This is a genomic window from Paraburkholderia sp. SECH4 (assembly GCF_030511745.1).
GTDB classification, from domain to species: Bacteria; Pseudomonadota; Gammaproteobacteria; order Burkholderiales; family Burkholderiaceae; genus Paraburkholderia; species Paraburkholderia madseniana.
Window position 1 is genome coordinate 297,439 of record NZ_JALOCP010000006.1, and the last position, 12,382, is coordinate 309,820.

Annotated in this window: 9 protein-coding genes; 3 read left to right on the forward strand and 6 right to left on the reverse strand. The window is 61.2% G+C overall.

Features of this window, described 5'->3' with window-relative positions:
- Nucleotides 1-32 precede the first annotated feature (32 nt).
- The 5 genes from M0D67_RS12130 to M0D67_RS12150 form a co-directional block, all read right to left on the reverse strand.
- Nucleotides 33-1,280 carry a DUF2957 domain-containing protein gene (locus M0D67_RS12130; protein WP_154566341.1) on the reverse strand — a complete coding sequence of 416 codons (1,248 nt, stop codon included), beginning with the start codon at nucleotides 1,278-1,280 and terminating at the stop codon, nucleotides 33-35.
- Nucleotides 1,281-1,381: 101 nt separating this feature from the next.
- Complete coding sequence (locus tag M0D67_RS12135) at nucleotides 1,382-2,740, reverse strand: DUF2957 domain-containing protein (RefSeq protein ID WP_171928500.1); 1,359 nt, start codon at nucleotides 2,738-2,740, stop codon at nucleotides 1,382-1,384.
- A gap of 490 nt (nucleotides 2,741-3,230) precedes the next feature.
- The gene (gene argC / locus M0D67_RS12140) at nucleotides 3,231-4,178 is read right to left on the reverse strand and encodes an N-acetyl-gamma-glutamyl-phosphate reductase (RefSeq protein WP_154566343.1); all 948 of its coding nucleotides are present in this window, start codon (nucleotides 4,176-4,178) and stop codon (nucleotides 3,231-3,233) included.
- Between the two features lie 289 nt (nucleotides 4,179-4,467).
- Nucleotides 4,468-5,040, reverse strand: coding sequence for a flavodoxin family protein (locus tag M0D67_RS12145; protein ID WP_154566344.1), 573 nt, complete (start codon nucleotides 5,038-5,040; stop codon nucleotides 4,468-4,470).
- A gap of 272 nt (nucleotides 5,041-5,312) precedes the next feature.
- Nucleotides 5,313-5,915: a YbhB/YbcL family Raf kinase inhibitor-like protein gene (locus M0D67_RS12150; protein ID WP_154566345.1), complete on the reverse strand. Its 603-nt coding sequence runs from the start codon at nucleotides 5,913-5,915 to the stop codon at nucleotides 5,313-5,315.
- 264 nt (nucleotides 5,916-6,179) lie between these two features.
- On the opposite strand from M0D67_RS12150, the gene M0D67_RS12155 reads away from it, so the two are divergent.
- Nucleotides 6,180-6,869, forward strand: coding sequence for a response regulator (locus M0D67_RS12155; RefSeq protein ID WP_171928498.1), 690 nt, complete (start codon nucleotides 6,180-6,182; stop codon nucleotides 6,867-6,869).
- Nucleotides 6,870-6,969: 100 nt separating this feature from the next.
- On the opposite strand, the gene M0D67_RS12160 is transcribed toward M0D67_RS12155, so the two are convergent.
- Nucleotides 6,970-7,656 (reverse strand): orotate phosphoribosyltransferase, encoded by a 687-nt coding sequence (locus M0D67_RS12160; RefSeq protein WP_154566346.1) that lies wholly within the window; start codon nucleotides 7,654-7,656, stop codon nucleotides 6,970-6,972.
- A gap of 412 nt (nucleotides 7,657-8,068) precedes the next feature.
- On the opposite strand from M0D67_RS12160, the gene M0D67_RS12165 reads away from it, so the two are divergent.
- A complete protein-coding gene (locus M0D67_RS12165) occupies nucleotides 8,069-9,301 on the forward strand; it encodes an MFS transporter (protein ID WP_171928497.1) in 1,233 nt (410 codons plus the stop codon).
- A gap of 346 nt (nucleotides 9,302-9,647) precedes the next feature.
- Complete coding sequence (locus M0D67_RS12170) at nucleotides 9,648-11,918, forward strand: NADP-dependent malic enzyme (protein WP_266238878.1); 2,271 nt, start codon at nucleotides 9,648-9,650, stop codon at nucleotides 11,916-11,918.
- Nucleotides 11,919-12,382 lie beyond the last annotated feature (464 nt).

Genomic DNA, 12,382 nt, shown 5'->3' on the forward strand with positions numbered 1-12,382 from the left:
TCGTTGCGTGTCGGCGGCGCATGCTGCGTCCATTACTGGACGAAGGCGCCGATCGTGAAGTACGGCGAGGCCGCGTTGGTCAGATCGAGGTAGCCGAACACGCCACCCGTGAAGATCATCTTTCCGGTCGGCGTGGTGCCCGTCGAGGCGCCCACTTGCGTTGTCGTCACGACACCCGGCACGGTCTGCGTGAAGCTCAGATTCAGCGCCGTCGCAAGCGATGCCTGTGATGGGTTGAACGGATCGAGCAGCGTGGCCTGCACGCCTTCGAGCGCGGTGGTGCGATAGTCGAACTGGCTATCCACGCCGATGTACTCGCCGTTTTGTGAGTTCACCGCGATCGAGCTTTGCAGCGCCAGAATCGAGATGCCCGATTCATCGTCCGCGTACGGGCCGAGTTCGCCATTCACCGGCGTTGTCACCGACGAGTTCGCCGCGCCGGTTCGCACCAGGATCGGCACCACCTGATTGCGCAGCTTGCCGACGATCATGTAGCCGCGCGCCTTGGGCGTCGTGGCGAGCGTCGGTTTGGCCTGGCCCAGGAACTTGTCGGTTTCGAATGCGCCGCTGCCGTCCGACGACTGCACGAAGTTCGTACCCGGCTGTTGGCAGGAGCCCGCGTTGACACCGGAGTTGTCGCACTCGGTCCATGTGCCGTCCGCGTTGATCGTGATCTTCGTATCGACCGCGACCGGCGCGAAGTTCTGCGACGGAACCTGGTGATAGCCGAGCTGGTTATAGGTGCCGGCCACGTTCGCGAGGTTCGTTTCAATCGACGAGAAGCCGATGAACGGGTAGTACGGGAACTTGGTGTCGGGTACCGCGCCCACGCCGAGAATCCCGGCGAACGAAATTTCCGCCCCCGGGATCGTGCCACCGGCCACGCCTTCGCCCACAAAAATCCGCGCCGGACGATTCGGGTCGAGGCTCGCGCCGTTCAGGCGGAAGGCACACTGATTGAGCTTGTTGGTCGGCAGCTGGGTTTCCTGCGTCAGCGTGCCGCTTGCGCTCTGGCCGGCGCGAGTCGGCGCGACGGTGCCGTTGGTCGCCGGGATCGGCGACTCGATGTAGTTGATCTGCCAGGTCATCTTGGTCGTGTCCATCTGCAGCTTGACCAGTTCACCGTCACCGCCGCCGCCCGTGAACACCGTGCCGTAGTCGAGCGACGCAGGACACAGGCGAACTTCCGTTACCGGTCCATCGCCGTTGCCGCCACCACCACTGCATGCCCCCAGTAACGGTGCTGCAAGAGCGAGCACCGAAAGGATTCTCCATTTCATACCGCCTCCAGAATTTTCTCGTTGTGTGTGGCCGGCTCCCAGTCCTGCCACCTTTTTGCTCTATTTATGTCTCGTGCTGCGAATACCCGGTCCTTCGTTCCTTATTTGCTGATCCGAGCGCCGATGCCGAAGTAGGGGGCGTTCGGCGTATCCGAATTGGCCGACGTCGACGTGATGCCGCCGTTGACGGTCCCTTGAATTTCGATCGCGTACAGTCCGCCCGAGGCGATCGCCAAACCGGTCTGGCCGTTTGCTTGCTGGACGCCGACCAGTCCTGGGCTCGGCAGACCGTAGCCCAGGCCGAAGCCGTCTTCCGCCGCGGAAGTCGACGGATTGATGAAGGTGCCCACGCCTCCCTGGATCAAAGTCGCGGTCGACTTGAAGTTCGAATCCGCGCCGACATAACCGCCGTCGAAGCCGCCGGATGCAAGCGGTGTGGCTGCGGCGAGCATTGCAATGCCTGATTCGTCATCGACCGACAGGCTGGCGATTTTGACGTGCCCGGTGCGAACCACCAGCGGCACTGTTGCGCCATTGACCTGACCGATGATCATGTGAGCTGTGCCGGATTTGTCGGTACGCAGCGGCGCTGGATTGCCACCATTGACGATTTGCGGCGGAGTCGCGCTGTCGAAATAGCCGTTGCTGTTGAGTGTGAGTGCGGCGCCAGTCGTCAGACAGCCACTTGAACTCGACGATGTACAGTTACCGCTCGCATCGAACGTCTCCACCGAGCTGGTGGCAACGGTTTCGTAATTCGCGGTCGGCGAGAGGTGATAAAGCAGGCCGTTGTAAGTGCCTGGCAGCTTCGTGATATCGGTTGTGGTGCTGGCGAAGCCGAGGAACGGGTAAAAGTCGAAATGACGCTTGTTCACGGCGCCGATGCCTAAGCCCAGTGCGCCGGCGTATTGCACCGTTGCGCCCGGAATGCCGCCGCCGGCTACGCCTTGGCCCACGAGGATCGTCGGCGGATTCGGATTGTTCACGAAGTCGGGCGTCGTGTAAGTGGTGCCATCGGAGGCGGTGCCGGTGCCTTTGCCAAGAATGAATGCGCAACGCGTCTGTTCCGCGGTCGGCAGCGCGCCGGTCGGCGGGTGGATCACGGCGCCCGTGATTTGCGTACCGGCTCGCGTGACTTCGACGCTTGCACTCGTCAACGGAATCGGCGACTCAAGCCACTTCAGCGTGTACGTCATCGCAGTCGCGTCGATGTTCACCTGCACGACTTCGCCACTACCAGCGCCACCGAGATACGTCGTTTTAACGATGTCGGCAGTGGCCGGACACAACGCAGTAGTACCGGCGTTCGAAGTCGGCGGACCTTGCACGCCGCAGCTCGAGCCCGAGCATTGCGGTGCGCTGATCGTGCCGGGATTGTCGGCCTTGCCGCCGCCACAAGCGATGAGGAATGGGGCCGTGGCGATGGCCATCGCCAGGCCTCGAGTAATGCCGTGCGACATGCTGCTGTCTCCCTTCATGTAATTGTGCGAACTAATTTCGCTGCGCAGTTAATGCCTGTCAATTGAATGAGCCGTCTAAAAAGACCGATTCAAACAGTGCATTTTTTGCCGGACGCTCACTACGCGGGGCCCGGGGGCCCTTTTAAACAAAAAAGGAATTTTTGCTTCGCCGGCGGCGCCGTTGCTTCGCCGCACATCCTTGCCAGGTAAGCGTTACAGCAAAATGGCTCTATCATCTTCGAACGACCGTTCGAGAAAATATCCGGAGTTTCCCTATGCGGAAAACTATGCTGTGCGGGTCAATTTGAGGAATGAATTACCGTCAGTTGATGAGCAGTCCGATTTTTCTTTTTAAAGTAATGCGGGCTACTACTGATTAACTGCGAAAGAGGAATTCTGAAGGCGGGTTTTTAAAACAGAAAAGCCGGTCTGGAAAGACCGGCTTTTTTGGGCGGATTGACAGCGGATGCCGTCTGTATCTCGAACTTGCTCAGCGTTTCAAGCCGGCTTCTTCGTCGGCGCCGATCGCGAGGTTCATGCACTGGATTGCCGCGCCCGATGCACCCTTGCCGAGGTTATCGAGGCGCGCGACCGTCACGAAGCGCTCTTCATTGCCGAACACGAACAGGTCGACACGGTTGGTGTCGTTGTTCGCCTGTACGTCGAAGAAGCCGCTGTCGAGGTTTGCTTCCGCGTCGAACGGCGCGACGTTCACGAATGCCTCACCCGCGTAGTACTCGGCGAACAGCGCCTGTACGTCTTGCGGCGTGGCCTTCTTGGCCAGTTGGTTCGGCGAGAAGAACGTGGTGACCGCGAGACCCTTGTAGAAGTCGCCGACGATCGGCGTGAACACCGGTGCCGACTTCAGGCCCGTATGCGCCGCCATTTCCGGCAGATGCTTGTGCGTGAGGCCGAGTGCGTAAGGGCGCGGGCTCTTGAGCTTGTCGTTACCGCCGACTTCGTAGTCGGCGATCATCTTCTTGCCGCCGCCGCTGTAACCGGTGATCGAGTAAGCGTGCGCGGCGAACTCCGGCGCTACGACGCCTGCTTCGACGAGCGGACGCATGGCCAGCACGAAGGCCGATGCATGGCAGCCTGGCACGGCGATGCGTTTCGCCGTGCGCAGACGCTCGCGTTGCGAGTGGGCCAGTTCGGGCAGGCCGTAGGCCCAGTCGGCTGATGTGCGGAAGGCCGTGCTGGCATCGATCAGCACGGTGTGGTCGTTCTCGACCAGCGAGGCCGACTCGCGCGAGGCGACATCCGGCAGGCACAGGAATGTGACGTCCGATGCGTTGATGAGACGACGGCGTTCTTCGAGGTCTTTGCGCTTCGCTTCTTCGATACGCAGGATCTCCACGTCGGCGCGTTGCGACAGGTATTCGAAAATCTTCAGGCCGGTCGTGCCTTCCTGTCCGTCGACAAAAACTTTCGTGCTCATCTCGATCTCACTGGCTTGCTGGAAACGGGGCGCGACACCGCGCCGGAACGCTATTTTAAGACGTGATGGCAGTGGGTGTGCGAAACGGGGTGAAAAAACGACGATGCGCGCCGAAAATGACATCGGCATGACCGGTTACGCGACAGATGCAAGCCGATGCTAGTGGGTTCCGAGCAAATTAGCGGCGCTTGCCAAGGGGCGCACAGCACGCATTCTGGCGAGCGCCACGCCCAACTCGAGTGCGTGCGATTTGGCTGCGCCTTCCCGGCGCGAGCCTTCGGACGCTGCGTTATCGAACCCCCGCGTTCCACCGCGTCGTCACGTCCGCGACGCGCTTGCCGAACATCCGGGCCGTTTCGAGATCGCCGGCGGGCGGCGCCTCTTCCGGCGACGCATCCGCGGGGGACTGCGCCAGCAGCCCGGTAAAGCCTCCCACGTAGTTCAGGTCGTTCCGCGTCGCCGCCTTGGTGTTCGACGGCATCATGCCGGTGCCCACCCAGATCATGCTGTGTTGCATCGCCAGCGTGACGAAGTACTGGATCGTCGAAAACTTGTCGCCGTTCATGGTCGCCGAGTTGGTGAAGCCGGCCGCGATCTTGTCCTTCCACGTCTGGCCGAACCACGGTTTCGAACTCGCGTCGGCAAATTTCTTGAAGTCTGCGGACGGGCCGCCCATATAGGTCGGCGCGCCGAAGATGATGGCGTCGGCGGCCGCCAGTTCTGTCCAGGCCGCGTCGTCGATCTCGCCGACCGGCATAAGTTTCGCGTCCGCGCCGGCTTCGAGCGTGCCGGCCAGCACGGCTTCGGCGACTTTCTTCGTGTGGCCGTAGCCGCTGTGATAAACGATGACGATTTTCGACATAGCACTCTCCGGCAAGATGAAAAAGCAGAGGTAAGTACGGCAACGGTGCAAGCGCATGTAGCGACGCGACATCGACAAGCATCGCCTGCGCCGCCCTGTTGCACATTAGCGTGCGCGGATGACAGAAATTCCGCGGCGGCAATACGATGCAAGCCGTGCGCCCATCAATGTGTCGACCCACGGCGCGACTTGCCCGGGCGGCACCCGGCGCCGTGTGAGTCGCGTGTCGGCATGCAGCCGATGCAGTTCGAGTCAGATGTCGACGGGCGCTGCTACCGCCCGTAGCTCACCACCATCCGCGCACTGCCGAGCGTGGCGGTGCTGATCTCGTGATCGAACATGAGCGCCGGGCGTCCTTGAGCGAGGCGCAGGTCCGCGGTGCTGAGCGCATAAACGGTGACGGTATAGCGATGAGGTTTGCCGGGTGGCGGGCAGGGGCCACCGTAGCCGTCGATATCGAAGTCGTTGCGTGCTTCGACCGCGCCGAGTTTCTTCAGGAAGCCCGACGAGCTGGCGTTTTCCGGCAAGCTGTCGACGGTGGCCGGAATGGCCGCCACGGCCCAGTGCCACCAGCCGCGGCCGGGCGCATCCTGGTCGAATATCGTGACCGCGAAGCTGCGTGTGCCGGCCGGCGCATCGTGCCACGTCAATTGCGGCGAGCGATTGCCGCCTTTGCAGTCGTCCTGATTGAAAACCTGAGCCGTATCCACGGTACCGCCCGCGCGGAAGCTGGCGCTGGTCAGCGTGAACACACCCTCGGCGAATGCGTCAGGACAATGCGCCGCGAATAGCGCGAGACCCAGCATCGCGCAGGTGAGGGACGGCATACGGCGGAATGGCGAAGCAAGCGAAACAACCAGGCAACGCGAGCGCATGTGCCGGTTCTCCTGTCAGGGCGCGAGGCGGTTGTCCTCGCGAGGATTATTGTCCCTATTTTGTGCCGCAGGGTCGAATCAAGTCTAACATTCGCTTTGCGACGGATCATTGTTGCCGCCAGCGGGCTTGGCGGACGCGAAATCGGCTATAGTCGGAGGAATTATTCGCGCGAATACAGGCGCGTGTCCGATCAGTTCAAGTACCAAGAATAGAAAGGTATGTCAGAAGTTTTGGAGAGTGGTTTATCTGTCGAGGGGAGGGCAATGCAAGATCCAGTCAGGGTCGTGGTCGCCGACGACCATCCGGTGATTCTGTTCGGCGCCGAACAAGCTTTGCTCAAGTTTCCAGGCCTGCAGGTCGTCGCGCGCGCGCGACAGTCAACCGAACTGGTGAAGGTGCTGCAAACCGTGGCGTGCGATGTGCTCGTCACGGATCTGGCCATGCCAGGCGGCCAATACGGTGACGGTTTGCCGTTGATCGGCTATCTGCGCCGCAATTTTCCCGACCTTCCCATTGTCGTGCTGACGATGCTGGAAAACGCCGCGTTGCTCAAACGGTTGAGCGAACTCGGCGTGACGTCGGTCGTCAACAAATCGGACGATCTGAGCCACATTGGGCTCGCGGTGCAGCACGTCAGTCGCAACCTGGAATACATGAGCCCGTCGGTCAAGGCGTCACTCGATACGCTGCGCATGAATGCCGGCGGCAAGAACGAAGAAGTGATGCTGTCGCGGCGCGAACTCGAAGTGGTGCGCCTGTTCGTGTCCGGCATGACGATCAAGGAGATTGCGGAGCAGCTCAATCGCAGCATCAAGACGATCAGCACGCAGAAGAACACGGCAATGCGCAAGCTCGGCATCGATCGCGATTCGGAGTTGTTCCAGTACGCGCAGAGCAACGGCTTGCTGAATCTGTCGTCGCATTCGGTCGACGATACGGGCAGCGCGCCCTAGGCGCGGTCGTACTTTCGTCCGGCCGGACGAGCTCGATAAAAAAGGCCGCCTGTCCATCGACAGGCGGCCTTTTCATTCCATCCGGGTCAAGCGGCTGCGCTTACTGCGGCGTCGCGTTGGCGCCGCCGTGTGCCGCGGACCATTCGGCCGGCGCGTGCAGGAATTTTTCCACTTCGTCGAGTGTCTTGGCATCGAAGTAGTTGTTGGCCTTGGCGACCCGCAACACGTCCCACCACGTGGCAAGCGCGTGCAGATCGACGTCGATGTCTTTCAGCACCGACACGCTTTCCTTGAAGATGTTGTAGTGGAACAGCACGAAGCAGTGGTTCACCGTTGCGCCGGCAGTGCGCAGCGCGTTGATGAAGTTGATCTTGCTGCGGCTGTCCGTGGTCAAGTCTTCGACCAGCAGGACGCGTTGACCTTCGGTCAGCAAACCTTCGATCTGCGCGTTGCGGCCGAAACCCTTCGGCTTCTTGCGCACGTATTGCATCGGCACCATCAGGCGGTCGGACAGCCATGCCGCGAACGGGATGCCGGCGGTTTCGCCACCGGCGACCGCGTCGATCTGCTCATAGCCGACGTCGCGCAGGATAGTGGCTTCGGCCATTTCCATCAGGCCACGACGCACGCGCGGATACGAGATCAGCTTGCGGCAGTCGATATAAACCGGGCTCGCCCAGCCGGACGTGAAAATGTACGGTTTCTCCGCGTTGAAGTGCACTGCTTGCACTTCCAGCAGCATCTTGGCGGTCGTGTCGGAGATCGTCTGGCGATCGAAGCCTGTCATGGGCGGATCCTTGGGTGTGAGCGAGGAGAAGCGGGCGCGAGGCCCGGTGGCGCAGCAAGCTGGGTAAACCGCGCCATGATGGGCGGCGCCTTGATAGGCAAATACGCAACTGGTCAGTGGAGTGCAGGCCAGTTTTTGCTGCGCGCGTAGCCCGACATTTTACCCGAAACGGCCCCTCCCGAGGAGGCCGTCGTGCGTGCCGGCAGCGAATGACGGTCATAAAGGCGGCGCTGAACAGGGCTTGTGCGGTTCGTCCAGAGCCCTATTGCTGCTGCGTTCCGGGCTGTTTTTCGATCTGCTTTTTGGCCTGCTTTTTGGCCCGCTTGTGAGCGGCCTGGCGCGCCTTTACACTCACGCGAATTTGCTGGGCGCTTGCAGGGTTGCTGCCTCCATGTCCTACGGAATGCTTTCAATGACTGTCGCTTCTTCTGCCACCGAGACCCGTGAACCCGCCAGGAGCGGCTATGCCGGCCGCGCGCTGGTCGCTTCGGTACTTGGTTACGCGATGGACGGCTTCGATCTGCTGATCCTCGGTTTCATGCTGCCGGTGATTGCCGCCGATCTGCATCTGAGCTCGGCGCAGGCAGGCTCTCTCGTGACGTGGACGCTGATCGGCGCGGTAGCGGGCGGCCTGATTTTCGGCGTGTTGAGCGACTATTTCGGCCGCGTGCGGATGTTGACGTGGACGATTCTGATCTTCGCCGTCTTCACCGGACTGTGTGCGCTGGCGCAGGGTTATACCGACCTGTTGGCCTATCGGACCATTGCAGGCATTGGCCTCGGCGGTGAGTTCGGCATCGGCATGACGCTGGTGGCCGAGGCGTGGCCAGCGTCGCAGCGGGCGCGCGTCTCCTCCTATGTCGGGCTGGGGTGGCAACTCGGGGTGCTGGCGGCCGCGTTGCTGACGCCGCTCCTGCTGCCGGTGATTGGCTGGCGCGGTATGTTCGCGCTTGGATTACTGCCTGCCGTGGTGTCGTTTTTCGTGCGGCGCAGCGTCGAGGAGCCGGCGCTTTTTACCGAGCGCGTCGCACGTGGAATGCGCAAGCTGCCGCTCAAATTGCTGGTGGCCGACGGACGTACTACGCGCGCCAGCATCGGCGTTGCGATTCTGTGTTCAGTACAGAACTTCGGCTATTACGGTCTGATGATCTGGCTTCCGAGCTATTTGTCGAAGACGTTCGGTTATTCGCTGACCAAGTCCGGCGTGTGGACCGCCGTGACGGTGCTCGGCATGGCGTGCGGTATCTGGCTGTTCGGCATGGCCGCCGACCGTTTCGGCCGCAAGCCGACGTTCCTGTTCTACCAGGTCGGCGCGGTGGTGATGGTATTCGTCTACGCCCATCTGACCACGCCGATGACGCTGCTGATCGGCGGCGCGGCGATGGGCGTGTTCGTCAACGGGATGATCGGAGGCTATGGTGCGCTGATCTCCGAGCTTTATCCGACCGATGCGCGCGCCACCGCGCAGAACGTGCTGTTCAACGTCGGCCGGGCGGTCGGCGGTTTCGGGCCGGTGGTCGTAGGCGCATTGGCCGCACGCTATTCGTTCGGCGCCGCGCTCGCTTTGCTCGCGTCGATCTATCTGCTCGACATCTTCGCGACACTCTTTCTGATCCCCGAACGACGCGGCGCCGAGCTCGAATGACATGTGCGTGACTCACGCCTGACCCATGCTTGACCTCGGCATGCGGCACGTGCGGTCCCCCGCTCAATGGCCGGTCCATGCCCGCCAGATGCGGCGCTGCAGCATTGCTGGCCGGTGTTTCGCCGATGGCGAGCCATGTTAACCACTCAGTGCATCGACGCGTTCGGGGTGTACACTAACCGACCCGCGTAGCACTCCGCACCGTCTTGCCCTCCGCTGAGGTTTGACGCCGCGCTCAACCGGCGCATGCGAAAACCGCCGCAGTCGATTATCCGTTCGATAGATGCAAGCGATGCCAACGGTGCGGTGTGCCGGGCCCAATTACTTACGTCTCGCAGGCTAAAAAATGGACGAACAACTTAAGCAAAGCGCTCTCGCCTACCACCAGTTTCCGAAGCCCGGCAAGATTTCGGTCACGCCTACCAAGCCACTGTCGAACCAGCTCGACTTGTCGCTCGCGTACTCGCCGGGCGTCGCCGCGGCCTGCATGGCGATCTACGAAGACCCGCTCGACGCGCAGAAGTACACCTCGCGCGGCAACCTCGTCGGTGTGGTCACGAACGGTACAGCCGTGCTCGGTCTCGGCAATATCGGCCCGCTCGCTGCGAAGCCGGTGATGGAGGGCAAGGGTTGCCTGTTCAAGAAGTTCGCCGGTATCGACGTGTTCGACATCGAACTCTCCGAGTCCGACCCGGACAAGCTGGTTGAAGCGATCGCGATGCTCGAGCCTACGTTGGGCGGTATCAATCTCGAAGACATCAAGGCGCCTGAGTGCTTCTACATCGAAAAGAAGCTGCGCGAGCGCATGAAGATTCCGGTCTTCCACGACGATCAGCACGGCACCGCGATCATTGCTTCGGCGGCGATCCTGAACGGCCTGAAAGTGGTCGGCAAGAAGCTCGACGAAGTGAAGCTGGTGTGTTCGGGCGCGGGCGCGGCTGCCATCGCGTGTCTGGATCTGCTGGTGAATCTGGGCCTGTCGAAAAAGAACGTGCTGGTCTCGGACTCGAAAGGCGTGATCTACGAAGGCCGCGGCAATCTGGATCCGTCGAAGGAACGTTACGCGGCGAACACCGAAGCGCGCACGCTGGCTGACGCGATTCGCGGCGCTGACGTGTTCCTCGGCTGCTCGAGCGCCGGCGTGCTGAAGCCGGAAATGGTCGTCGAGATGGGCACCCAGCCGCTGATTCTGGCGCTGGCGAATCCGGAACCGGAAATCCGCCCGGAAGAAGCGAAGAAGGTGCGTCCGGACTGCATCATCGCAACGGGCCGTTCGGACTACCCGAACCAGGTCAACAACGTGCTCTGCTTCCCGTTCATTTTCCGCGGCGCGCTGGATGTCGGCGCAACCACAATCACGGAAGAAATGAAGCTCGCGTGCGTGCGTGCGATTGCGGAGCTGGCAGAAGAAACCGACCAGGGCGATGAAGTCGCCAAGGCGTATGAAGGTCACTCGCTCGAATTCGGTCCTGACTACCTGATTCCGAAGCCGTTCGATCCGCGCCTGATCATCAAGATCGCGCCGGCTGTCGCGCAAGCCGCGATGGACTCGGGCGTTGCGACCCGTCCGATCAAGGATATGGACGCGTACCGCGAAGAACTCGGCACCACCGTGTACCGTACCGGCATGGTGATGCGTCCGGTGTTCGCCGCGGCGAAGTCGGAAGTGGCGCGTATCGTGTTCGCCGAAGGTGAAGACGAGCGCGTGCTGCGCGCAGCGCAATTCGTGCTGCTGGAAAAGATTGCCAAGCCGATTCTGGTCGGTCGTCCGTCGGTGATCGAGATGCGTCTGAAGAAGATGGGCTCGAAGCTGAAGTGCGGTGAAGACTTTGAGGTTGTCGATCCGGAAGACGATCCGCGCTATCAGCAATGCTGGCAGGCGTATCACGAACTCGGCGCGCGCGAAGGCGTCACGCCGGACGTCGCGAAGGCCGCGATGCGCAAGTTCAACACGCTGATCGGCGCGATCCTCGTGCGCCTTGGCCAGGCCGACGGCATGATCTGCGGGATGATCGGCCAGTACCACGCGCATCTGAAGTTCATCGAACAGGTGCTGGGCAAGGCAGACAACGTGCAGAACTTCGCTGCAATGAACCTGCTGATGTTGCCGGGCCGCAATCTTTTCATCTGCGATACGTACGTGAATGAAACGCCGACCGCCGAACAGCTCGCCGACATGACGATGCTGGCTTCGCGCGAAATCGAAAAGTTTGGCATCACGCCGAAGGTTGCGTTGCTGTCGAATTCGAATTTCGGCAGCGCGCCGTCTTCGTCGTCACAACGTATGGCCGCAGCTCGCAAGCTGATCGCTGAACGTGCGCCTTCGCTCGAGATCGACGGTGAGATGCACGGCGACGCGGCATTGTCGGAAGCCGTCCGCAAGGCCGCATTCCCGGGCACGACGCTGACCGGTGAAGCGAACCTGCTGATCATGCCGAACGTGGAAGCGGCAAACATCACGTACAACCTGCTGAAGATGATCGGAGGCGAAGGCGTGACGGTCGGTCCGTTCCTGCTGGGCGCGGAAAAGCCGGTGCACGTTCTGACGCCGGCTGCGACCGTGCGCCGGATCATCAACATGACCGCGGTGGCTTCGGCAAACGCACGCAAGGGGTGAGCGCGCAGTCATGCGGACAGGTTGATGGTTGAAGCGACGCCGCGCGCATTGCGGCGTTTGCGGTAAGTCTGTGAGAACGCCACGGAAGTTGATTCCGTGGCGTTTTTTTATGTGTGCATTCTTGTTCTGATGGCCGTTGGTCTGAGAAATTCTTATGGAGCTAAGCGAGCTTTAAGAATGCTCCTATTCGATTCGCTGTGACACTTTTGTAAAGTTACTTCTGAGGCGCAGCACAACGCGATGGCAACGGAACAGTCGGCTGGTCAATCCTTTGCATCGAGTCAGGCGCTGCGTTTCCTCTGGTGTTGAGAAGTTCGTAGTGGCTGTAGTAGTTCTGATGGTGAAGACAGTAGTACCGTAAGCATTGGATCTACACCGTCGCGGATTTTGTTGACGCGCGAAAGGATCGGCTGCTAGCGAACGGGATCGATGTGTGAGGCGGCGGGCAGCAAAGGAGCGACGTT